Genomic DNA, 22,769 nt, shown 5'->3' with positions numbered 1-22,769 from the left:
GCCCGGGCCCGGGTCAGTGGGCGGCCGTGGTCAGCGGGTCCACACACAGGCCGATGATCGGGACGCACAGGCCCGGCCCGCCCGGTTGCTCCGGCTCCGGGGCCGGGGAGGCCGTGGTCGGTGACGGCGCGGGTGCCGGAAGCGTCGGCTGCGGGGCGGCGCTCGTGGCGGGAGAACGGGATGCGGTCGTGGGCGCCGGTGCGGTCGGGGTGCCGGCGGCGGGAGCCGCGGCCGAGGGCACGGCGGTCGCCGACGCCGACGAGGCGGGGGTGGAGCCGACACCGGGGAGCGGGGTCGTGCTCACCGCGCCCAGGGCGGAGGTCGACGAAGGACTGACCCGGGGAACGGCCGCGACGGTGGCGGCCGCGCCGGTCGACCGGTCCCCGCCGGCGTCCGGGCCGGGGTCCGCCTCCGCCGTGCCGACTCCGCCGACACCGGAATCGGGCGCCATCCGTACGAGGCTCAGCACACCGGCGGCCAGCGCGAGCCCGCCGGCTGCGAGCAGCATCTTGCGGGGGCGGGGCCTGCGGTGACGGCCGCGGCCGCGGGGGGCCGTGCCGTACGGCTCCGCGGTATCCGTGTCCGGGGCTTCCGCGTCCGTGATCTTCTCGACCGCTGTGTCCGTCATGGTGATCCCCTCCCCGATGCGCTCGTGCCCCCGATGCGCCGTGGCGGAGCGCACGTTATGCGCTCCCGTGGGCGGTCGGGTGACAGTTGGGCGGGATGTCACTCGAACGGGGAATCGGGAGGTGACACGGGAACCGGTCTCGTGTACGCCCGCCCTTTCCCCGGCGGGGTCCGGCTGCGATGATCGGGGCGATGTCGACTGTTAACCCGCGTTAACCGGAGGGTGTCATGAGCGAGGAGCGGTTCGGGGAGTTCGTGCTGGTGAAGCGGCATGGTGACGGGTACGTCGCCGAGCTCGCCCTCGACCGGCCCAAGGCCATGAACGCCGTCTCGACCGAGATGGCCCGGTCGATCGCCGGGGCGTGCGCCGCGCTGGGCGCCGACCGGGACGTACGGGTGGTCGTGCTGACCTCGACGCACGAGCGGGCGTTCTGCGTCGGCGCCGACCTGAAGGAGCGCAACTCCTTCAGTGACGCCGAGCTGGTGCGGCAGCGGCCGGTGGCGCGGGGTGCGTACACCGGGGTGCTGGAACTGCCGGTGCCGACGGTTGCCTCGGTGCACGGGTTCGCGCTCGGCGGGGGCTTCGAGCTCGCGCTGTCCTGCGATGTGATCGTGGCCGACCGTACGGCGGTGGTGGGGCTGCCGGAGGTGTCCGTGGGCGTGATTCCGGGCGGTGGAGGTACGCAGTTGCTGCCGCGCCGGATCGGGGCCGCACGGGCGGCCGAGCTGATCTTCACGGCGCGGCGGGTCGAGGCCGCCGAGGCGCGGGAGCTGGGCCTGGTGGACGTGCTGGTGGAGGAGGGGCGGGACCGGCAGGAGGCGCTGGCCCTGGCGTCCCGGATCGCGGCCAACTCGCCGGTGGGGCTGCGGGCGGCGAAGCGGGCGCTGCGGCTCGGGCACGGGCTGGATCTGCGGGCGGGGCTGGAGGTCGAGGACGCGGCGTGGCGGTCGGTGGCGTTCTCGGGGGACCGGGCGGAGGGCGTGGCGGCGTTCAACGAGAAGCGGAAGCCGGAGTGGCCGGGGGAGTGAGCCGGAGGAGTGGGGCGGAGGAGCGGGACGGGGGCGGGACGGCTGATCATCCATGCGGGTCCGGGTCCGGGTCCGGGTCTTGGCGGGAACTCGTTTTTTCCGTGTTTCGGCCGTCCGCGTTTCGGACTCCGTGTTTCGGTGGCCCACCTGTCCTCGACCGACCACCTGTTCGCCGTATCAATGTCCCGATTGCCACCAAACGTCCCTAACCTGGAGTGATGGGTGAGGACAGGCGGCTCGCGGCCGTAGTGGCGTTGGCGCAGGGCATGGCTGCGGCCCGCAACCCGCGGGAGTCATGGCGGGCGGCGGCCCTCGGGGCGTGCCGGGCGCTGTCGGGGAGCTTTGCCGCGCTGTCGACGTGGGAGCGGGAGCTCGGCCGGCTGCGGGTTCTCGTGAACGTGGGGGACCGGGCGCCGGACGAGGAGGAGTTCCCCGAGGGGGAGGCCTATCCGGTGCACCAGTTCCCGGAGATCACCGAGTTCCTGCACGAGCGCTGGGCCGCGGGCGGTGAGCCCGATGCCTGGGTCGAGACCGCCTTCGGCGCGGCCTTCGGTGGTTTCGGTTATTGCCATCAGCGCGTCGCCGCCTTGCGGCGGCGCGGGCGCGGGTGTTGTGTCGTCGCGCCCCTCGTGCTGCACGGGCGTGCCTGGGGTGAGCTCTATGTCGCCCGTTCCGTCGACGATCCCGTCTTCGACCGCGGTGACGCCGACTTCGCCTCCGTCCTGGCCTCCGTCGTCGCCGCCGGGATCGCCCAGACCGAGCAACTGGAGGAGGCCCGCAGGCTCGCGTTCACCGACGCGCTCACCGGGCTCGCCAACCGCCGTGCCGTCGACGTACACCTCGACGAGGCGATCGAACGGCACCGGCGGGACGGTGCCGCGGTCAGCCTCGTCGTCTGCGACGTCAACGGCCTCAAGCGCGTCAACGACACCCTCGGGCACGCCGTGGGTGATCGGCTCCTCGAACGGTTCGGGTCCGTCCTGTCGCTGTGCGGGGCGATGCTGCCCGGCACCCTCGCCGCCCGGCTCGGCGGGGACGAGTTCTGTCTCCTCGCCGTCGGGCCGTCCGCCGACGACGTGGTGAAGGTCGCCGGCGAGCTCTGCCGTCGTGCGGCCGAGCTGGAGCTCGGTGAGGGCGTCGCCTGCGGGGTCGCGTCCACCGAGGACGACATCGGACCCGTCCGCTCGGCCCGCCGGCTGTTCCGGCTGGCCGACGCGGCCCAGTACCAGGCCAAGGCCGTACGGGCGGCCAAGCCGGTGGTCGCCGGACGAGAGGGCCCCGACGACCCCGTCGTACGACTGGCGGACGAGCCCTCGCGGGAGACGACGCCGGAGCGCCGCCGCTTCCGTGGGCGCCGTTGACGCCCCGGGCATGTGACCGAATCGGTAAGGGGTGAACCGGCCGTCCACTGGTGACATCCTGGAATTCAGTGCGTACGCTCCTGAATATGGATATGCACACTGTGGTGGTGGGGACGTCCGGGGTCACCGCGTCCGACGTTCTCGCCGTGGCGCGCGACGGCGCCCGGATCGAGCTCTCCGGCGAGGCGGTGGCGGCCCTCGCCGCGGCCCGCGAGATCGTGGACGCGCTGGCGGCCAAGCCCGAGCCCGTCTACGGCGTCTCCACCGGCTTCGGCGCCCTGGCGACCCGGCACATCAGCCCGGAGCTGCGCGCCCAGCTCCAGCGCAACATCGTCCGCTCGCACGCCGCGGGTCTGGGACCCCGGGTGGAGCGGGAGGTCGTACGGGCCCTGATGTTCCTGCGGCTGAAGACCGTCTGCTCCGGGCACACCGGTGTGCGTCCCGAGGTCGCGCAGACCATGGCGGACGTGCTGAACGCCGGCATCACCCCGGTCGTGCACGAGTACGGCTCCCTCGGCTGCTCCGGCGACCTGGCGCCGCTGTCCCACTGCGCCCTCACGCTCATGGGCGAGGGCGACGCCGAGGGGCGGGACGGGGTCGTCCGTTCCGCCGGCGAGCTTCTCGCCGAGCACGGCATCGCGCCCGTCGAACTGCGCGAGAAGGAGGGCCTCGCCCTCCTCAACGGCACCGACGGCATGCTCGGCATGTTGATCATGGCCCTCGCCGACCTCGACACCCTCTACAAGTCGGCCGACGTCACCGCGGCACTGTCGATGGAAGCACTCCTCGGCACCGACAAGGTCCTCGCCCCCGAGCTGCACGCCATCCGCCCGCACCCGGGCCAGGGCGCCGCCGCCGCCAACATGCTGGCCGTGCTGAAGGGTTCGGGCCTGACCGGGCACCACCAGGACGACGCCCCGCGCGTCCAGGACGCCTACTCGGTGCGCTGTGCCCCGCAGGTCGCGGGCGCCGGCCGGGACACCATGGCGCACGCCCGCCTGGTCGCCGAGCGCGAGCTGGCGTCGGCCGTGGACAACCCGGTGGTCCTGCCCGACGGCCGGGTCGAGTCCAACGGCAACTTCCACGGCGCCCCGGTGGCCTACGTCCTCGACTTCCTCGCCATCGCCGCCGCCGACCTGGCCTCCATCGCCGAGCGCCGCACCGACCGGCTGCTGGACAAGAACCGCAGCCACGGTCTGCCGCCGTTCCTGGCGGACGACGCCGGCGTCGACTCCGGGCTCATGATCGCCCAGTACACGCAGGCCGCGCTGGTGAGCGAGCTGAAGCGGCTCGCGGTGCCGGCCTCGGCGGACTCGATCCCGTCCTCCGCCATGCAGGAGGACCACGTCTCCATGGGCTGGTCGGCGGCCCGCAAGCTGCGCACGGCCGTGGACAACCTCGCGCGCGTGCTCGCCGTGGAGCTGTACGCGGCCACCCGCGCCATCGAGCTGCGTGAGGGCCTCGTCCCGGCGCCGGCCTCGCAGGCGGCCATCGACGCCGTACGGGCGGCGGGTGTGCAGGGTCCCGGTCCGGACCGGTTCCTCGCGCCCGACCTCGCCGCCGCGGACGCGTTCGTGCGCGCGGGCCGGCTGGTGGAGGCCGTGGAGACGGTCACCGGGCCCTTGCGGTAGGACGGTTCGGGGCCCCGCCGTCGTACGGCGGGGCCCCGACGGTCACTTGAGCTTGGCCGCCTGCGCGTCGACCACGACGGACGGGACGGTGTACGCCCCGCCGGACGTCAGCTTGCCGAGGTTGAACGTGTAGTACGTGGCGATGGTGTTGCCGTGCCGCACCACCTCCATGTGCACGTCGCCCGTTCCGGCCTCCTCCATCTCGCCGGACGCGGCGAACGCCACCGACTCGTCGCCGGCGCCGGAAGCCTTCTCCGAAGCGATCTTGTTGAGCTTCTGGTCCTCGCCCTGCGCCGAGATGGTGAACCCGCCGGCGCAGCTCGCGACCGCGTCGGAAACGGACTTGAAGGTCTTCTCGGCGCCGTCACCGTCGTAGGAGGAGAGGCCCACGAGGGTCATGCTGACGTCGAAGGCGTCGGCCAAGGCGTCCTCGGTCATGTCCTCCAGGGCCTTGGAGGCGTCGGGCGACTTGTCCTCGCCGGCGGTGATGCTCGCGTTGGCGTCGGTGTCGCCCGGCGCGAGGCCGGCCATGGTGTAGGCGAGCGGCCGGCACTCGGTCTTGTCGACCTTCACCTCGCTCTTGGAGGTCGGGTACGACTCGTCGACCGCCTCGACCTTGTATCCCTTGACGTCGCCCTGGGCGATGAGCAGCTTCTTCAACTCGGCCGTGGTGAGTGCCTTCGCGGCCGGGGCGGTGGGCGACGAGGAGGCGGAATCCGACCCCTTGGAGCTGTCGGACCCCTCGTCGGAACAGCCCGTGATGAGGGCGAGCGACAACACGCTCACGGCAGCCGTGGCGCCGATACGCGCCCCCGATGATCTCTTCATGAGCGGACTATGAAGGTTGAGTCAAAGAAGCGTCAAGTCGGTTAAAAACCCAGGCGTTCGCGGCGTACCGAATACACCACAAAACCCGCTCCGACGGCGAGGAAGAGGCTGCCGCCCACCACGTAAGGGGTGGTGTCGAAGCTTCCGGTGTCGGCGAGTCGGGTCTCTTCCCCCAACTCGGTCGTGGCCGCCGACGCGGCCCGCGCCTGCGTGGTGGCCTCGGCCGACGCGGTCACCGAGGGCTGCGTTCTCGCCGGGCCGTCCTGGGACGCGTTCGCGGACGGGACGAACCACAGGGCGCCCAGGAGGGTCCCCGCGGCGGTGGCGGTCAGCAACGGACGGCGAACGGATGACACGGAATATCGATCCCCTTGTGACGCTGGCGAATTGGCCGTGTAGGGCGATGCTAATGAAAGTCGCGGGTCGCGGGAAAGTTACGGGAGGACGGAGTCGTACGCTCCGGGCATGAGCACTGAAGAGACATCACGTTTTGTACGGCTTCGCGTGGAAGTCGTTGTGGAAGTGGACGACGCGAACGCCGTGACGGCGGAGGCACTGCGGCGGATCGCGGGCGACGCCGAGCTGCCGGCCGACGAACGGGCGCACGCCGAGAGCGCTGTGACGGAAGACACCGCGGAGGCGCTCGCGTATCTCGTGGATCCGTTCGACCTGGTCAGCGGGGTGCCCGGAGTGGAGCTCCAGCAGGCCTCCTGGTCGAGCGAGCAGATCGATTACGACCCTGATTCGCCTGACTGGGATCTCGACGAGGATGATGTGGTCGAGGACGACGATGACGACCGCGTGTCCGGAACCGGCTGAGCGGCTTGGGGAATTCGTGACCCCGGGCGGCAACCGCCGCCCGGGGTTTCGTCGTCTCAAGGGGCGCACTGACCGACACCCGCATCACGGGCCCCGGCGGGCGACCGCCTGGCGGACGTGGTGCGCCCCACACATGAGAAGTATGTGAAATGGGACGAACCGGTCGTAGCGTTGGATGCTCGTAACGGGGTCTCGGGGATTCGGGAAATTCAGCAACGATGGAGAAGCGTGTGATGACGGACAGTAAGCGGCGCAGGCTGATGACCGCGTCCGCACTGCTCGGCGGTGTGCTCGTGCTCACGGCGTGTTCCGGCGCCGACGCGGACGCGTCCGGAGGCAACGACACCTCGCAGGCCAAGGTCGACGAGGCGGCCGCCCAGAAGACGTCCGTGGCGCAGATCACGATCACACCCAAGGACGGCTCGTCCAACGCCTCCATCAACAACTCGGCCGCCGTCACCGTGAGCAAGGGCACGCTCACGGAGGTGTCGATGACGACCGCCGACGGCACCGCCGTCGCCGGCCAGCTCTCCGCCGACAAGACGAGCTGGAAGCCCAGCGCCCAGCTGGAGCGCTCCACCACCTACAAGGTGGCGGCCAGCGCGAAGGACTCCGACGGCCGCGAGGCCCACGAGAACGCCTCGTTCACCACGGTCTCCCCGGCCAACAGCTTCATAGGGAACTTCACGCCGGAGAACGGTTCCACCGTCGGCGTGGGCATGCCGGTGTCGATCAACTTCAACAAGGCGATCGAGAACAAGGCCGCCGTCCAGAAGGGCATCACGGTCACCTCCAGCAGCGGTCAGGAGGTCGTCGGCCACTGGTTCAACGCCAACCGCATCGACTTCCGCCCCCAGGACTACTGGAAGGAGAACTCCACCGTCACGCTGAAGCTCGCGCTCGACGGTGTCGAGGGCGCCTCCGGTGTCTACGGCGTGCAGCAGAAGACGGTCACCTTCCACATCGGCCGCAACCAGGTCACCTACGTCGACGCGAAGACCAAGCAGATGAAGGTCACGCGGGACGGCACCACGGTCAAGACCATCCCGATCTCGGCCGGCTCGCCCGAGAACAAGACGTACGAGGGCCGGATGGTGATCTCCGAGAAGTTCACGGAGACCCGGATGAACGGCGCGACGGTCGGCTTCACCGACGACGACGGCAAGGGCGAGTACGACATCAAGGACGTACCGCACGCCATGCGCCTGACCAACTCCGGCACCTTCGTGCACGGCAACTACTGGGGCGCGAAGTCCATCTTCGGCAGCGTGAACACCAGCCACGGCTGCGTGGGCCTGTCCGACACCAAGGGTGCCAAGGACGCGAGCACCCCGGCGGCCTGGTTCTACAACAGCTCGATCATCGGTGACGTCGTGGTCGTCCAGAACACCGGCGACAAGACCGTCTCCCCGGACAACGGCCTCAACGGCTGGAACATGGACTGGGCGCAGTGGAAGGCGGGTTCGGCCGCCTGACGCGTCCGGCACCGCCCGCTCACAGCTCTCCGATGCCGCCCCACGGGGCGGCATCGGTGTTTTCACAGCTCTTCTGGGGCCGGGCAAAGGAGTTTTGGGGTCTGGGCACAGCCTTCTCATCGTTCTCTTATTTCGGCCTTATCCAGTCATCACGCGCCGTACCTAGCTTGCGGCCATGTTCTTCACCTACCTGAGGCGCGAACTGCGCCGCCGCAGAAAAGCGGCCCTCGTCGTCGCCTCCGGCCTCGCGCTGGGCATCGCGCTGGTCATCGTGGTCAACTCCGTGTCCTCCGGCATGGGGAAGGCCCAGGACAAGGTCCTCCAGTCGCTCTACGGACTGGGCACCGACATGACGGTCACCAAGGCCGCCTCGCCCACCACCAGCACCTCGGAGCGCCCGCGCTTCCAGTTCGACGCGCAGGACAACGACTCCGACAAGGAGCAGAGCACCGACCGCGTCATGGTCCAGGGCTTCCAGACCCTGGCCACCTCGACCGTCACCAAGGTCGGCAAGCAGAGCGGCGTCTCGGACGCGGTCGGCGGGCTGAGCCTCCAGGTCATCAAGGTCAGCGGCCAGTTCACCCGCGGTCAGTTCCAGCAGAACGGCAACGGCGGCAACCAGCAGGGCGGCGGCCCCGGCGGTGGCGGCAACGGCCAGCCGCAGGGCGAGGTCCAGGGCGGCGGAGCCAACTTCGACGTCAACAACTACTCCGTCTACGGCACCGACGTCACCAAGCCGGCGCTCGGCCCGCTGACCTCCTCCAAGATCAGCAGCGGCCGTACGTTCAAGACCTCGGAGACCGACGCCGAGGTCGCCGTCCTCGACTCGGCGTACGCCAAGGAGAAGAAGCTCAAGGTCGGCTCCACCGTCACCATCAAGAGCGTCAAGTTCAAGGTGATCGGCGTCGCCACGGCCGACAGCGGTGACTCCGCGGCCAACGTCTACATCCCGCTGACGCAGGCTCAGGCCCTCAGCGACTCGAAGAACAAGGTCACCACGATCTACGTCAAGGCGACCGACTCGCAGAAGATCGACAGCGTCAAGTCGACGATCCAGAAGAACGTCTCGGGTACGACCGTCACGACCTCCGCGGACCTCGCGGACACCGTCTCCGGTTCCCTGTCCACCGCCTCCAGCCTCGCCACCAACGTCGGCAAGTGGCTGTCCATCGCGGTGCTCGTGGCCGCGTTCCTGGTCGCCGGTCTGCTGACCTCCTCGGCCGTCTCCCGCCGCGTGCGCGAGTTCGGCACGCTCAAGGCGCTGGGCTGGAAGTCCGGCCGGGTGACCCGGCAGGTCATCGGCGAGGCCATGGTCAACGGCCTGCTCGGCGGTGCCCTCGGTATCGCGCTCGGCCTGGCGGGCGCGTATGTCGTCACCGCGATCAGCCCGACCCTCGAGGCCCAGACGGGCGGCGGAGGCGGCGGCAACGCCGGCGGCCCCGGCGGCCCCGGCTTCGGCGGCCCCGGCCGGCAGGCCGCGTCCAAGACCCTCGACGTCGCGCTCACCGCGCCCGTCAGCCTCACCACCGTCGTCCTCGCGGTCGGCCTGGCCGTCACCGGCGGCCTGGTGGCCGGCGCCTTCGGCGGCTGGCGCGCCTCCCGCCTGCGCCCGGCGGACGCCCTGCGCCGCGTCGAGTAGCCGGCGCCCCGCACGGTTCCCGCGGCCCTGGGGCCCGCTCTCTGCGAGGCGGGCCCCCATCCCCATCCTTCACCCAGGAGTTGCACCCATGTACGAACTCAGGAGCGTCACCAAGCGCTACACGCGGGGCAAGGACACCGTCCACGCGCTCGACGGCATCGACCTGACCATCGCGGACGGCGACCGGCTCGTCATCCAGGGCCCCACCGGCGGCGGCAAGTCCACGCTGCTGCAGATGCTCGGCGGACTCGACCGGCCCACCTCCGGCGAGGTCGTCCTCGACGGCACCGATCTGGCCAAGCTGTCCGAGGCCAAGCTCACCAAGGTGCGCAGCGAGAACATCGGCTTCGTCTTCCAGTCGTTCAACCTCATCCCGACGCTGACCGCGCAGGAGAACGTCGAGACCGCCCTCGTGCCGCTCGGTGTGAAGGTGAAGGACCGGCGTGAACGGGCCGCCGAGGCGCTGAAGTCGGTCGGACTCGGTGAGCGGCTCGGGCACCTGCCCAGCGAGATGTCCGGCGGTCAGCAGCAGCGCGTCGCCATCGCCCGCGCGCTGGTGAAGCAGCCGAAGGTGCTGCTCGCCGACGAGCCCACCGGCAACCTCGACGAGAGCATGCGCGACGAGATCATGGAGGTGCTCGAGCGCATGTGGAAGGAGCACGGGCTGACCTTCATCATGGTCACCCACGACTCCGCGATCGCGAAGAAGGCGCCGCGCCTGGCGACCATCCGCAAGGGCAGGATCACGATCAAGGAGAACGCCAACTCGTAGCGGAGGACGCCGAATTCGCACAGGAGACCGTGCCTCATAACAGGCCGAATCTGTGAGGTACCTGTCTATTGAGGTGTCTGATCACCCCCCGGCATACTGCGTATTCCGGGGGGTGTGCGCGTATGCGTACCGGATTGCCCCCTGGCCGGGGGAGAGGGGAAATCACCCGGCACTCCAGCACCAGGGGGAGCCTTGCGCAGGCAAGTGAAAAGAGTGTGCGCGGCAACCGTCGCCACGGCGACGGCAGTTGCTCTCGCCGCGGGTATGACCAGCCCGGCGTCGGCGAAACCCGAGCAGCGCGCGAGCACCGCAGCCCAGCTTTCGGCCAGGCACCACATCACCCTCATCACCGGCGACCGGGTCGCCGTCGACACCCAGGGCCGGGTCGTCGGCCTGGAGCGGGCGAAGGGCCGCCAGAACATACCCGTACAGATCCGCAAGGCCGACGGGCACACGCTCGTCATCCCGGCCGACGCGGTCCGTCTGGTCGCCACCGGCAAGCTGGACCAGCGGCTGTTCGACATCACCGAGCTGAACAAGTCCGCGACCCGCAGGTCCCAGCAGTACGGCCTGAAGGTCATCGTCGGCTACACCGGCGCCGCCAAGGCAGCCAGGGCCGACGTCCGCGACGCGGGCAAGCTCCGCCGGAGCCTCAAGTCCCTGAACGCGGACGCGGTACAGACCCCGCAGGCGGACACGCCCGAACTGTGGGACGCCGTCACCAACGGCGACAAGGCCGCCTCCGGCGTCGCGCACGTCTGGCTCGACGGCGTCCGCGAGGCCAGCCTCGACAAGTCCGTGCCGCAGATCGGCGCCCCCAAGGCGTGGGCGGCCGGCTACAACGGCAAGGGCGTCAAGATCGCCGTACTCGACACCGGGGTCGACACGACCCACCCGGACCTCAAGGACCAGGTGATCGAGGCCAAGAACTTCTCCACGGCCCCCGACGCCACCGACAAGGTCGGCCACGGCACGCACGTCGCGTCCATCGCCGCGGGCACCGGCGCCAAGTCGGGCGGCAAGTACAAGGGCGTCGCACCCGGCGCCAAGATCCTCAGCGGCAAGGTCCTGGACGACACCGGCTCCGGCGACGACTCCGGCATCCTCGCCGGCATGGAGTGGGCGGCCGAACAGGGCGCCGACATCGTCAACCTCAGCCTCGGCGGCCAGGACACGCCCGAGCTCGACCCCTTGGAGGCGGAGGTCGACAAGCTCTCCGCCGAGAAGGGCATCCTGTTCGCGATCGCCGCGGGCAACGAGGGGCCGGAGTCGGTCGGTTCGCCGGGCAGCGCGGACGCGGCGATCACCGTCGGCGCGGTCGACGACAAGGACGTACTCGCTCCCTGGTCCAGCACCGGCCCGCGGGCCGGTGACGGCGCCGTCAAGCCGGACGTGACCGCGCCCGGCGTGGACATCACGGCCGCCGCGGCCAAGGGCAGCGCCATCGACCAGGAGGTCGGGGAGAAGCCCCCGGGCTACCTGACCATCTCCGGTACGTCGATGGCGACGCCGCATGTCGCGGGCGCGGCGGCGATCCTGAAGCAGGAGCACCCGGACTGGGGCTACGCCGAGCTGAAGGGCGCGCTGACCGGCTCCGCGAAGGGCGGCAAGTACACGCCGTTCCAGCAGGGTTCGGGCCGTATCCAGGTCGACAAGGCCATCAAGCAGACCATCATCGCCGACCCGGTGTCGGTGAGCTTCGGTGTGCAGCAGTGGCCGCACACCGACGACAAGCCCGTCACCGAGCAACTGACCTACCGCAACCTCGGCACGACCGACATCACCCTGAAGCTCTCGGCCACCGCCACCGACCCCAAGGGCCGGGCGGCTCCGGCCGGCTTCTTCAAGCTCGGCGCCACGACGGTCAAGGTCTCGGCCGGCGGCAAGGCGTCCGTCGACGTCACCGTCAACACCAAGCTCGGCGGCACCGTCGACGGCGCGTACTCCGCGTACGTGACCGCGACGGGCGGCGCCCAGACCGTCCGTACGGCCGCGGCCGTGCAGCGTGAGGTGCAGTCGTACAACGTCACCGTCAAGCACATCGGCGAGGACGGCCGGCCGACCAACAGCTACAACACGGTCCTGCTGGGCTACTCGGGCCTCGGCAAGGACCGCGGCTACCAGGTCCCGGTCGTCGACTCCGGTACGACGACCCTGCGCCTGCCCAAGGGCACCTACCTGCTGGACGCCTGGATCGCCAAGGACTTCGTGAAGCTGGAGGGCGGCCTCGACTGGCTGGTCCAGCCGAAGCTGAGCGTCACCAGGAACACCACGGTGACGATCGACGCCCGTACCGCCGCACCGGCCGACATCACGGTCCCGGACGCGGGAGCCACACCGGTGGCCGCGGCGATCGACTACGTGTACGACCCCGCGGGCGTCGGCATCGGCGTGAGCCTGACCTCCTTCGCCGACCTGCGCATGGCACACCTGGGGCCGGCCGTCTCCGGCGGTCTCGTCCAGACCTGGAGCGGCCAGTGGACCAAGGGGGCCGGCGCCGAGTACGACGTGGCCACCAGCGCCGAGGTCACCAGGATCCAGGGCGCCAAGGTCCGCCACTTCACGACGGCCGAGCTCGCCACGGTGAGGAACAACCTCGGCGCGTCCGCACCCGGCAAGACCGGCGGCCTCACCACCTGGGGCTTCTTGCCCAATGACCTCGTCCTCAACTCCCCCGTCGAGCAGCAGCTGCCGGGCACCCGCACCCTGTACCTGTCGACGTCGGACAACATCCAGTGGTCGTTCGACTTCGAGCAGTACGCCGGCAAGGACGCCGACGGCTTCCCGGTCGCGGACGCCTACTACACCCTCGGCGACCCGCAGACGTTCAAGGCGGGCCGGAAGTACACGAAGACCTTCGACACGGCGGTCTTCGGCCCGCACCTGAACCCGGACTACGGCCTCTTCCGCGACGGCAACAGCATCTACGGCTACCTGCCGCTGTTCGCCGACTCGAGCAAGCACGCCGGTTCGTCGGACTTCACCTCGGCGACCACGACCCTGTACCGCAACGGAACCAAGGTCGGCTCCAACAAGGACCCGCTGTTCGGCGAGGAGGCGTTCACGGTCCCGTCCGGCGATGCCGCGTACCGGCTGACCACCTCGGTCAGGCGCAGCCCCAAGGTCGCCGACGCCTCCAGCCGGATCGACGCGAGCTGGACCTTCCGCTCCAAGAAGACCACCTCCGACCTGCCGGTCACCCTCCCGGCCTCCACGGTCCGCTTCGACGCGAAGACGGGCCTGGACAGCAGGGTGACAGCGGGCAAGGCGGTCACCTACCCGGTCACCGTCGAGGGCGCGGCCAGGGGCGGCAACCTCAAGTCGCTGACGGTCTGGGTGGCGTACGACGGCAAGACCTGGAAGAAGGTCCAGGTCAAGAACGGCACGATCACGGTGAAGAACCCGGCGGCGGGCAAGGGCATCGCCCTGCGCGCCAAGGTCGTCGACAAGAAGGGGAACACCTCGACGGTGACGATCTACAACGCGTACTACGGCAAGTGAGCCGTCGGCGGACGACCCGCCGGAACAGCTGCTTCCGGCGGGCCGTCCGTGTTTCCGTGAGGCCATGACGGAATGGGGGCACGAGGCCGGCGCCGTACTTCTCGGGCCCCGACGCCAAGCCGCCGGCGGAGCAGCCGGTGCCGAAGTGGAACTGGGGGCGGCGCCGTATCAGGGGTGAGCGCGGTGAGCGCTTCCCCGCCGGGTCAGGCCTGCGGTACGCGGGTCGCGTCCGCGCCCCAGCTGGCCAGCAGGCGCAGGGCCTCCGCCGACGGTGAGCCCGGTTCCGCGTGGTAGGTGATCAGGTTCTGTTCGATGTCGTCGATCAGGTTGAACGACTCGAAGGAGAGGGTGAGGTTGCCGACGAGCGGGTGGCGGAGGTGCTTGGTGCCGTGGCTCTTCTCCTTGACGTCGTGCGTGGCCCACAGCCGCCTGAAGTCCCCGCTCTTCACGGAGAGTTCGCCGACCAGCGCCGACAGCCGCGGATCGTCCGGGTGGCAGCCGGCGTCCATGCGCAGATAGCTCACGATGTCGGTCGCCTTCTGGTCCCAGTCCACGAACAGCTCGCGGTAGTCGGGCCTGAGGAACACCAGTCGTGCCCAGTTCCGTTCCTGCGCGGGCAGCTCCGACCAGTCGCCGAACACGGCTGCCGCCATCCGGTTCCACGCGAGGATGTCCGTGCGCCGGCCCGTGATGTAGGCCGGGATGCCTTCCATGCCGTCCAGCAGCTGCCGCAGCGCGCCCCGCACCTGCTGTGTCCGCGCCGTCGGCTTCTTCTTGTGCTGCTTCGGCTTCGCCAGATGCGTGAGGTGCGCGTGCTCGGCGTCGGTCAGCCGCAGCGCCCGCGCGATCGAGTCCAGCACCTCCGCCGACACATTCCGCCCGTTGCCCTGCTCCAGGCGCGTGTAGTACGCCACGGACACCCCGGCGAGCTGCGCCAGCTCCTCGCGCCGCAGCCCGGGCACCCTGCGGTGCCGCCCGAAGTCGGGCAGTCCCACGTCCTCGGGCTTCAGCCGGGCCCGCCGCGTGCGCAGGAACTCGCTGAGCTCGGCCCGCCGGTCCAGGGCACCGCCGGCCTCGGCGGGCTGCTGCACGGGCTCGGGCTGTACGTCCATACGTCCAGTATTCACGGCCGGACCGTGGTCCTACGTTCCCGAGCCTGACCCCGCCAGTGGTAGGAACACCGGTCGTAGGCAGAAGCGTGGTCTGGGTGGATGTCCGCGCCTCGGGCACGCTGGACATCGTGCCCGGCCGGAAGCAGCCGGCACGGAACCATCAGCTAGGAGCCCCCGCATGACCACCGTTGCTGCTTACGCCGCTCCCGCCGCCAAGGCGCCGCTGGAGCGCACCACGATCGAGCGCCGCGCGGTCCGCGAGTTCGACGTCCTGATCGACATCAAGTTCGCCGGCATCTGCCACTCGGACATCCACCAGGCCCGCGAGGGCTGGGGCGAGGCCATCTTCCCGATGGTCCCCGGCCACGAGATCGCGGGCGTCGTCTCCGAGGTCGGTCCCGGCGTCACCAAGTTCGCCGTCGGCGACCGCGTGGGTGTCGGCTGCATGGTCGACTCCTGCCGCGAGTGCGACAACTGCAAGGCCGGCCTGGAGCAGTACTGCACCGGCGGCAACGTGATGACGTACAACGGCGTCGGCAAGGACGGGCAGCCCACCTACGGCGGCTACTCCGAGAAGATCGTCGTCGACGAGAACTTCGTCGTCCGCATCCCCGACGGCCTCAAGCTCGACGAGGCCGCGCCGCTGCTGTGCGCGGGCGTCACCCTGTACTCCCCGCTCAAGCACTGGAACGCCGGCCCCGGCAAGAAGGTCGCCATCCTCGGCATGGGCGGCCTCGGCCACATGGGCGTCAAGATCGCGCACGCGCTGGGCGCCGAGGTGACCGTGCTGTCGCAGTCCCTGCGCAAGAAGGACGACGGTCTGAAGCTGGGCGCCGACCACTACTACGCCACCAGCGACCCGAAGACCTTCGAGGAGCTGCGCGGCACCTTCGACCTGATCGTCTCGACGGTGTCGGCGCCGCTGGACTTCGGCGCGTTCCTGTCCCTGCTGAAGTCCGACGGGGCGCTGGTGAACGTGGGCGCCCCCGAGGAGCCGATCTCCCTGAACCTCTTCTCGGTGATCGCCGGCCGCAAGACGCTGGCCGGCTCCAGCATCGGCGGCATCCGCGAGACCCAGGAGATGCTGGACTTCTGCGCCGAGCACGGCTTCGGCGCCGAGATCGAGCTGATCCGCGCCGACGAGATCAACGAGGCGTACGAGCGGGTCCTCGCCAGCGATGTGCGGTACCGGTTCGTGATCGACACCGCGACGATCTGAGCCGGTTCACCTCACCGGGATACGGCCCGCCACGAACTCCGGCACCCACTAAGGCAAGCCTTGCCTTAGTGGGTGCCGGAGTATGTTGGGGAATGAGGAGGTTCACACGATGACCGTGCAGTTGAACCACACCATCGTCGCCGCCCACGACAAAGAGGCCTCGGCCCGATTCATCGCCCGCATCCTCGGCCTCGAAGTGAGCCCGCAGTACGGCCCCTTCGTCCCGGTCGGAATACCCAACGGCGTGACCCTCGACTACATGGACATGGAGGGGTACATCGCGCCGCAGCACTACGCCTTCCTGGTGTCGGAGGACGACTTCGACACGATCTTCACCCGCGTCCGGGAGGACGGCCTGACGTACTGGGCGGACCCGTTCCACAGCCGCCCCGGCGAGATCAACCACAACGACGGCGGCAGGGGCGCGTACTTCGACGACCCGAACGGCCACCGTCTGGAGATCCTCACGAGGCCCTACGGCAGCGGGGGGTGAACGGGGATGCGGGGGTACGGGGCTGCGGGAGGCTCCGGGGGTGACGGGCGGTCGGAAACAGTCACCCCCGCCGTCGACCGCACCGGGACGCCGTCACCCGCCGCTGACGGCCGTACGGTGTGCGCGCGGCCGAGTTCCGTGACCCGGGCGTGTTCCTCGGCGGCCACCGGGTCACCGAGAACAGAACCGGGAGCAGGGCCGGGGCGCCGACCGGTCAGGAACTCGCCGTACGGGAGGACTTGCGCAACCGGGACCCCATCAGCGCGAGACCGCCCCGGGCGTATGTGCGGATCTGTTGTTCCGAGCCCTTCTGACCATTGACGTACACACTCAGCACGGTGTTGCGCAGGCGACCTGTCAGGACGACATAGGGAAAGTCCGTCTTGATGCCGTGCGTATCCGCGACCTGCCGTCCTTCCTCCGACACAAGCACGTCGAAGCCGGTCAGCCGAGGAGGCGTGGCCTCTCGCACACCGCTCCAGCGCAGCTTTCCCTCGGTCTGGGACGGGCAGCGGTGGATGTTGTCCGCGACGTCGTCCACATACCGCTGGGCGGTGGCCGCGTCCATGTACACACGCGCCTCCGAATTCCCGATGACACCGGCATCCGTGTTCGTCACGGAGCGCCGCAGGGCGGCAAGCGTGCCGGGCCGACCGACCTTCCCCGTCAAACGACAGTTGCTCCCCACTGCGGTCTCATTCACGGGGGTGAGCTCGTACAGCGTGCTGTCCTTGGTGAATCCGGAGCCCCAGTCCTCGGGGCTCAGAGGCAGACGTCCGGCCATCGCTCGAGCCTCCGCGAAGGCGGAGGCGGAGGCGGAGTTCACGTCAGGCGGCGACGAACGCACCGTCCCGTCGCCGCCACCACCGCCCACCACCAGCGCGACGACCGTACCGACGAGCCCCACCACGCCCGCCCCGGCGATGATCAGAAGCATCGCCTTCCGCAGCGGCTCGGAGGGCCGCTCCGGCTCGCTTCCGGAGGGAGCGAGAGGGGGAAAGGGCGGGGGCGGGGGCATGGGTGGGGGTGGGGGAAGCGCGCCGGGCGGAGGCCCGGCCGGTGGTTGTGTATCCATACGGATCCATTACCACCCAAGGCTCCACTCTCCCTCCGCCGACAGGGTGCGGTCGAGGCCAGGGCCTGCGGCGGAGTGCGTCCGTCCGCTCAGTACGTCGTGGCCGGACCAGGCGCCGTCGCGGTGGACTCGACGCCCGCGGGAGAGGCGGGCCGCCGACACTTCCGGCAGCCCGCCTGCTGTGCGGCCGATCACCTGATGCCGGGACGGCATGCCGGCGGTCGGGCGGGTGCGGTTCTGTCAGGTGCAGACCTTGCCGACGGCTGGGAGCCGGCCCTGCGTCAGGTAGCGGTCGACGGTGGTGTCGATGCAGGTGCTGCCGTGGACGAGGTAGGCGGCGTGTCCGTCGCCGTCGTAGGTGAGCAGGCGGCCGGAGGAGAGCTGGCGGGCGAGCGCCTGGGCCCAGGGGTAGGGAGTGTCAGGGTCGCGAGTGGTGCCGACGACCAGGATCGGAGCGGCACCTGGCGCGCTGATGGGGTGCGCGGGCTGCGTCGGCCGGACCGGCCAGTGGGCGCACTGCATCAGACCTTTCACCATCGACTCGCCGAACTCGGGCGAGGCCCGCAGGAACTGGGGCTGCGCCGCCTGGACCTGCGTGGGGGTGAACCGCGGGGCGAACGGGGCGCTCAGACACCCGACCGCGTAGAACGCCTCGCCGACACTGGCGGAGGTCTCCTCGCCGGCTCCGAGGAGGCGCTGCAGCGCGGTGGTGTCACCGGCCAGCACTCCCTGGAGCGCGGCGCGCAACTCCTTCCATGCGGCAGTCCCGGCACTCAGCGCCGTCGTGACCGCGGTGAGGAGGTCGTCCCCGGTGACGGTGATGTCCTTGCCCTGCCGCAAGGGGGTACGGTCCAGGGTGCGCCGCAGCGTGTCCAGTCTGCGGCTGATCTCCTCGACGGAGCGGCCCAGCGGGCAGTCGAGGCGGGCGTCGCAGTCGGCGGCGAAGGACTTCCAGGCCACCTCGTAGCCGGCCGCGGTCTCCAGGAACTGCCGGTACCCGTCGAGAGCGGGGTCGACGGCGCCGTCCAGCACCATCCGGCCTACCCGGCCCGGGAAGAGTCCGGCGTAGGTCGCGCCCAGGTAGGTGCCGTAGGAGTAGCCGACGTAGTGCAGCCGGTCATCGCCCAGGAGCGCACGAACCACGTCCATGTCCCGAGCCGTGTCCAGGGTGCCGACATGGGGCAGCAGCCGCCCGGCATGCTGTGCGCACGCGTCGGCGACCTGCCTGAAGTACGCGTCATAGGCCTGGACGGTGGCCTCCGTCTCCGCTTGGCCGGCGGAGAGGCGTCGGCCGGACCCCATGGGTGTCGTGGGCGTGTCGATCTGGCAGTCCACGGGGGTGCTGTACCGCACGCCGCGGGGGTCCACCGCGACCAGGTCGTAGGAGGCGCGCACGGACGGGGGGAAGTTGTCGGCGGTGGCCACCAGGCTGTCGATCGCGGATCCGCCGGGGCCGCCGGGGTTGACCAGCAGCGAGCCGATCCGCGCGCCGATCCCGGTGGCCTTCTTCCGGACGGCCTTCAGGAGAAGGTCGCCCGCGTCCGGACGGGCGTAGTCCAAGGGCACCTTCATGGTGCCGCACTGGAACGAAGGGGTGCCGGGGCAGGGCACCCAATGAACCTCTTGCTGGTAGTAGCGCAGCAGTTCCGGCGGGACGGCCGCGTCGGTGGCGGTGCCGTCCGCCCCGGCCGGCCGTGTCAGGACGGGGGTGCGGCGGGCGAGCCGACATACGGAGCGCTCAGCAGCAGCCCGCAGACACCCAGCATCGCCACTCTGTCGCGCAGCCTCCGTCTGGCTATTCGACCAATGCCGCGGGTTCGGTCAGCGTCTCGGGCAGGGACCATCGCCACGCCTCCTCGTACGGCCATGCGATCCGGGGGCCTGCCGGATGAGACTTCACGACGGGCCCGAGGTCACCCGACGCCCAGACGGTGTCGGGCACACCCCGACCGCCGAGCCGTGAGCCGGGCCCTCTCGCGCAGCGGCTGCGCCACCCCCCCCCGCGCACTGTGCGATCAGTTCATCACACACCGTGCTCGACGGGTGCCTCGAGTAGGCCGAATGCGTGACCGCCCCGAGCGGTCGCGGCACGGGTCCGATCAGGGGAGGTGAGGTCGAACTGCGGTGGATGAACCGCGGCCCGGCACCCTGGTGGAGTGACCATCGACGGCCTCGGTGATGGCGGTCGATCCGCACCGCGCGGTTTGTCGGCTGCGGCTTCCTCCGCGTCGGTGCTGTCACGAAGGAAGCCGATCGAAGCGCCGTCCCATGCCTGGATGTCTTGCCACAGATCGCGCAGGGCCCGGTACCAGGCCGGTTGCGGCAGGTTCTCCATGGCCCCTGACTGCACCCGGGCGTGCGGGTCGTCGGCGCCGAGGGCGGCAGAGAGCCCCGCGGTCTTCTGGGCTTGCGCCACGTCGGTTCAGCCGTCGGCCTTGGCCACACCGATCGGGCACGAGACGCCCGTCCCGGCGAACCTGTGCTGCCATGTGACCCATGGGCCGGAGCCGGCTGTCGGATGGAGCAGCCCGTCATCCGCGTAGGTGGGCAAGAAGGTCGTCTCCAACGGGATAGGGGCGTTCCTGGGGCAGCAGTCGGGCGGCGAGGTCCAGGTCCCCACTGCTGACGAGGGCTTGGATCTCGTGGGCGAGTGAGGTCACGTCGCGGATGGCGACCGTCCACTCGTCCGCGTAGCGTCGTGCGGCCTCACCGGAGAGGCCGAGTTGCAGGGACCGGTAAGGCAGGGGCTGCAGGTGCAGGTCCCGCTCCGGGTCCCACTGCACACGGGTGGGCGCGCGCTTCAACTGACGCTGCCAGGTGGCGCGGTCGGGGTGGATCCCTCGGGCGTAGCTCGAGAGACAGGCGTGGCGCAGCGCCCACTCGAAGCCGTCACGGCTGATCTCGACAGCGAGGACGGTCTCCTGCCCCGGCTTCGCGCCCCAGCCGCAGCGGTACATCATCCACAGGAATGACGGCTTGATCCATGTCATCCTGTCCCGCTTCCACGAGGCGGGGAAACGGCCGTCGCCGGCGGCGGGCAGGCCGATTTCCGGGGAGTACGCCTGGTAGACGGTGATCGTGGATTCCGAGTGGGCCGCACGGATCCTGAGCCGCGGTTCTTCCATGGTGTACAGCGTGGAGTGGGCCGATTCGGGCGGCCACTGATTTTCCGGTGCCTTCACTGGGGCGGAGCGCGGCCGTGGCACCCCTGGGTAGCCGGTGCCAGGGCCGTCCTCGTCAGACAGTTGCGCTCGCCCCGCTATCGGCTACAGCGCATCGAACGGGGGCACGATGCGGACGATGATGATCAGCGGGGCACGTGGTGCCACCAGGAAGTAAAACCAGCCACCAGCGGCGTCCATGCGGCGTAGGCCGCCTGGCCGGGGCCCGTTGCCCAGGTCACTGACGTCGATGCCCGTACCGGCGAGGTCGACGAGCTGGCCGACCAGGCGTTCCACCTCCGCCACCACGTGAACGGGAATTCCGCCTGCCACGTGGTCGCGGTCGGGGTCGTACTCCCAGCGCCAGTCCGCGCTCACCGAGCCGGCAGGCCGATGGCTGCGTGGGCTTCGTCCAGGATTCGCCCGATCTCTGCGGCAGCCAGCCGTGCCTCGGCGGCGTCGCCCGACTGTGCGGTGTCCTCCCAGCGCCGGAGGTCCACCGCCAGGTCGGGCTGACGCTGAATGTGGACATAAACCGCCCACTGGGCGATGAATCGCTGGAGCGGCGCCAGATCGCAACCTTGCCGCGACTGGTCGGCCGCCTGGTCCAACTCCCTGGTGAAAGCCGGCAGCGCGGCAGGCGCGATCTGACTGATGGCCTGCCGCAGCGCGGCGACCGTGGCAGGGGGCTGGGGGATACGCGGTTGCCCAGCGGCGGAGGTCATGGCTGCTCCCATGGGCGTGATTCTGATCCCGGCAGCCAGGGTATCCGGCATGAGGTGCTTTCCCACCGCTCGAACGAGTGAGGGAGAAGCGATACAGCAAACCGCCCGGACCGGCCTGAGGACAGTGCCTCGACAGGCCGGTCAGGGCGTCGCCGACAGGGAACGAGCCTGTAGGCGGGGTCGACCGCCACGATGGCGATGTTCTGCTCGGCTGCCATCGTCACCACAACCAGCGGCACTGTCGCAGGACCGTGGGGAATCTCCTCGCGGCGGCCGACGAGCACAGGGCCGGTTGGAGGGGCGCGGAATCGTTTGGAACCCTCGCGTGTTGCAACACTTCAGCATGGGGTGCCGGTGGCGTGCGAACCGAGCAGCCCGAGTGACCGAGCTGACACATATTGGGAGGGCTGCAATGGCGGCGCAGACGCAGAGGGCCGTGCTGGCGGGCGGATGCTTCTGGGGGATGCAGGACCTGATCCGCCGGCACCCGGGTGTGACGGCAACCCGGGTCGGATACACCGGCGGTGACGTGCCGAACGCGACGTACCGTAACCACGGCACGCACGCGGAGGCCATTGAGATCGTTTTCGACCCCGAGAGGACCGACTTCCGCACGATCCTGGAGTTGTTCTTCCAGATCCACGACCCGAGCACCAAGAACCGTCAGGGCAACGACATCGGCCTCAGCTACCGTTCGGCGATCTACTACGTGGATGACGAGCAGAAGCGGATCGCCGAGGACACGATCGCGGATGTGGACGCCTCCGGACTGTGGCCGGGCAAGGTCGTCACCGAGGTCGAGCCGGTCGGCCCCTTCTGGGAGGCCGAGCCCGAGCACCAGGACTACCTGGAGCGTTACCCGGAGGGTTACACCTGCCATTTCCCGCGCCCGGGATGGCGGCTGCCCGCCCGCGCGGAGAACTGACCCCCACCGATTCAAGGGCGACAGAGTCCGTCATGAGCCGTCCCACAGTCCCAGCCGACGTAGGCGGCGCTGACGGGCTCTCTCGTACAACGCCGTCAGGCCCAGGATCCCGCCGAGCAGGAGACCCCCGACCGGCGCGATGACGAAGTCCGACGGCTGCACTCCTGGCAGCAACAAGAAGTAGACGGCCCAAACCGTTCCCGCGAGCAGCGTCAGGAGGACCGGATGCCGGGCCGCGAACTTCTGTGTCCGTGCGGGCGGGCGCTCACCGCCCAGGAAGCGGTCCACGGCCCAGAAGGCGCGCACCACTCTTCGCCCTGCCCTCGACATGTCGAGAGCGTATCGCGCGCCGATCAGTCCTCCGGCCCTCGCGCTCA

Annotated in this window: 21 protein-coding genes and 1 pseudogene; 12 read left to right on the top strand and 10 right to left on the bottom strand. The window is 70.1% G+C overall.

Translation table 11 applies throughout. The features are described 5' to 3' along the window. Positions 1–13: 13 nt before the first annotated feature. The gene (locus ACFY16_RS10260) at positions 14–628 is read right to left on the bottom strand and encodes a hypothetical protein (RefSeq protein ID WP_390646651.1); all 615 of its coding nucleotides are present in this window, start codon (positions 626–628) and stop codon (positions 14–16) included. A gap of 227 nt (positions 629–855) precedes the next feature. On the opposite strand from ACFY16_RS10260, the gene ACFY16_RS10255 reads away from it, so the two are divergent. The 3 genes from ACFY16_RS10255 to hutH all read left to right on the top strand — a co-directional run bounded on the left by ACFY16_RS10255 (position 856) and on the right by hutH (position 4,648). Continuing rightward, on the top strand, positions 856–1,656 hold the full coding sequence (locus ACFY16_RS10255; RefSeq protein ID WP_390646650.1) for an enoyl-CoA hydratase/isomerase family protein: 801 nt from the start codon (positions 856–858) through the stop codon (positions 1,654–1,656). A 218-nt stretch (positions 1,657–1,874) separates the two neighbouring features. Then, positions 1,875–3,017 carry a diguanylate cyclase domain-containing protein gene (locus ACFY16_RS10250; protein WP_390646649.1) on the top strand — a complete coding sequence of 381 codons (1,143 nt, stop codon included), beginning with the start codon at positions 1,875–1,877 and terminating at the stop codon, positions 3,015–3,017. Positions 3,018–3,109: 92 nt separating this feature from the next. Beyond that, positions 3,110–4,648 (top strand): histidine ammonia-lyase, encoded by a 1,539-nt coding sequence (gene hutH / locus ACFY16_RS10245; protein ID WP_390646709.1) that lies wholly within the window; start codon positions 3,110–3,112, stop codon positions 4,646–4,648. 42 nt (positions 4,649–4,690) lie between these two features. Here the strand turns inward: hutH and ACFY16_RS10240 are convergent, their stop codons facing one another. Together ACFY16_RS10240 and ACFY16_RS10235 are read right to left on the bottom strand one after the other, a co-directional pair. Continuing rightward, a complete protein-coding gene (locus ACFY16_RS10240; RefSeq protein ID WP_390646648.1) occupies positions 4,691–5,476 on the bottom strand; it encodes a hypothetical protein in 786 nt (261 codons plus the stop codon). 41 nt (positions 5,477–5,517) lie between these two features. Continuing rightward, complete coding sequence (locus tag ACFY16_RS10235) at positions 5,518–5,832, bottom strand: LAETG motif-containing sortase-dependent surface protein (protein ID WP_390646647.1); 315 nt, start codon at positions 5,830–5,832, stop codon at positions 5,518–5,520. Between the two features lie 109 nt (positions 5,833–5,941). On the opposite strand from ACFY16_RS10235, the gene ACFY16_RS10230 reads away from it, so the two are divergent. The 6 genes and pseudogenes from ACFY16_RS10230 to ACFY16_RS10205 all read left to right on the top strand — a co-directional run. Next, positions 5,942–6,295 carry a hypothetical protein gene (locus tag ACFY16_RS10230; protein ID WP_390646646.1) on the top strand — a complete coding sequence of 118 codons (354 nt, stop codon included), beginning with the start codon at positions 5,942–5,944 and terminating at the stop codon, positions 6,293–6,295. Between the two features lie 233 nt (positions 6,296–6,528). Beyond that, on the top strand, positions 6,529–7,770 hold the full coding sequence (locus tag ACFY16_RS10225; protein WP_390646645.1) for an Ig-like domain-containing protein: 1,242 nt from the start codon (positions 6,529–6,531) through the stop codon (positions 7,768–7,770). Between the two features lie 175 nt (positions 7,771–7,945). Then, positions 7,946–9,409 carry an ABC transporter permease gene (locus ACFY16_RS10220; RefSeq protein ID WP_390646644.1) on the top strand — a complete coding sequence of 488 codons (1,464 nt, stop codon included), beginning with the start codon at positions 7,946–7,948 and terminating at the stop codon, positions 9,407–9,409. A gap of 88 nt (positions 9,410–9,497) precedes the next feature. Further along, positions 9,498–10,181: an ABC transporter ATP-binding protein gene (locus tag ACFY16_RS10215; RefSeq protein WP_390646643.1), complete on the top strand. Its 684-nt coding sequence runs from the start codon at positions 9,498–9,500 to the stop codon at positions 10,179–10,181. A 264-nt stretch (positions 10,182–10,445) separates the two neighbouring features. Next, a complete protein-coding gene (locus ACFY16_RS10210) occupies positions 10,446–13,682 on the top strand; it encodes a S8 family serine peptidase (RefSeq protein WP_390646642.1) in 3,237 nt (1,078 codons plus the stop codon). Between the two features lie 77 nt (positions 13,683–13,759). Then, positions 13,760–13,840, top strand: a pseudogene (locus tag ACFY16_RS10205) (antibiotic biosynthesis monooxygenase); the annotation flags it as partial. A gap of 45 nt (positions 13,841–13,885) precedes the next feature. Here ACFY16_RS10205 and ACFY16_RS10200 read toward each other — a convergent pair. Beyond that, positions 13,886–14,794, bottom strand: coding sequence for a helix-turn-helix domain-containing protein (locus ACFY16_RS10200; protein ID WP_390646641.1), 909 nt, complete (start codon positions 14,792–14,794; stop codon positions 13,886–13,888). Positions 14,795–14,972: 178 nt separating this feature from the next. On the opposite strand from ACFY16_RS10200, the gene ACFY16_RS10195 reads away from it, so the two are divergent. Together ACFY16_RS10195 and ACFY16_RS10190 are read left to right on the top strand one after the other, a co-directional pair. Beyond that, the gene (locus ACFY16_RS10195; RefSeq protein ID WP_390646640.1) at positions 14,973–16,013 is read left to right on the top strand and encodes an NAD(P)-dependent alcohol dehydrogenase; all 1,041 of its coding nucleotides are present in this window, start codon (positions 14,973–14,975) and stop codon (positions 16,011–16,013) included. 109 nt (positions 16,014–16,122) lie between these two features. After that, entirely contained in the window at positions 16,123–16,506 is a 384-nt protein-coding gene (locus ACFY16_RS10190) for a VOC family protein (protein WP_390646639.1), read from the top strand. A 214-nt stretch (positions 16,507–16,720) separates the two neighbouring features. On the opposite strand, the gene ACFY16_RS10185 is transcribed toward ACFY16_RS10190, so the two are convergent. The 5 genes from ACFY16_RS10185 to ACFY16_RS10165 all read right to left on the bottom strand — a co-directional run bounded on the left by ACFY16_RS10185 (position 16,721) and on the right by ACFY16_RS10165 (position 21,467). Beyond that, the gene (locus tag ACFY16_RS10185; RefSeq protein WP_390646638.1) at positions 16,721–17,443 is read right to left on the bottom strand and encodes a hypothetical protein; all 723 of its coding nucleotides are present in this window, start codon (positions 17,441–17,443) and stop codon (positions 16,721–16,723) included. Between the two features lie 378 nt (positions 17,444–17,821). Continuing rightward, on the bottom strand, positions 17,822–19,153 hold the full coding sequence (locus ACFY16_RS10180; RefSeq protein ID WP_390646637.1) for an alpha/beta hydrolase: 1,332 nt from the start codon (positions 19,151–19,153) through the stop codon (positions 17,822–17,824). A 959-nt stretch (positions 19,154–20,112) separates the two neighbouring features. Next, the gene (locus ACFY16_RS10175) at positions 20,113–20,706 is read right to left on the bottom strand and encodes a DUF4291 domain-containing protein (protein ID WP_390646636.1); all 594 of its coding nucleotides are present in this window, start codon (positions 20,704–20,706) and stop codon (positions 20,113–20,115) included. 141 nt (positions 20,707–20,847) lie between these two features. Then, positions 20,848–21,120: a hypothetical protein gene (locus ACFY16_RS10170; RefSeq protein WP_390646635.1), complete on the bottom strand. Its 273-nt coding sequence runs from the start codon at positions 21,118–21,120 to the stop codon at positions 20,848–20,850. Further along, positions 21,117–21,467, bottom strand: coding sequence for a DUF6247 family protein (locus tag ACFY16_RS10165; RefSeq protein WP_390646634.1), 351 nt, complete (start codon positions 21,465–21,467; stop codon positions 21,117–21,119). Before ACFY16_RS10165 ends, ACFY16_RS10170 begins: the two co-directional genes overlap by 4 nt. A gap of 412 nt (positions 21,468–21,879) precedes the next feature. Between ACFY16_RS10165 and msrA the strand changes: the two genes are divergently transcribed. Continuing rightward, positions 21,880–22,392, top strand: a complete 513-nt coding sequence (gene msrA / locus ACFY16_RS10160) for a peptide-methionine (S)-S-oxide reductase MsrA (protein WP_390646633.1) — start codon at positions 21,880–21,882, stop codon at positions 22,390–22,392. Between the two features lie 30 nt (positions 22,393–22,422). On the opposite strand, the gene ACFY16_RS10155 is transcribed toward msrA, so the two are convergent. Further along, entirely contained in the window at positions 22,423–22,722 is a 300-nt protein-coding gene (locus ACFY16_RS10155) for a hypothetical protein (protein ID WP_390646632.1), read from the bottom strand. Positions 22,723–22,769 lie beyond the last annotated feature (47 nt).

Source organism: Streptomyces sp. NPDC001315, assembly GCF_042896175.1.
Lineage (GTDB): Bacteria > Actinomycetota > Actinomycetes > Streptomycetales > Streptomycetaceae > Streptomyces.
The sequence above is the reverse complement of the archived record's forward strand: the minus strand, read 5'-3'. Positions and strand labels throughout refer to the sequence as shown.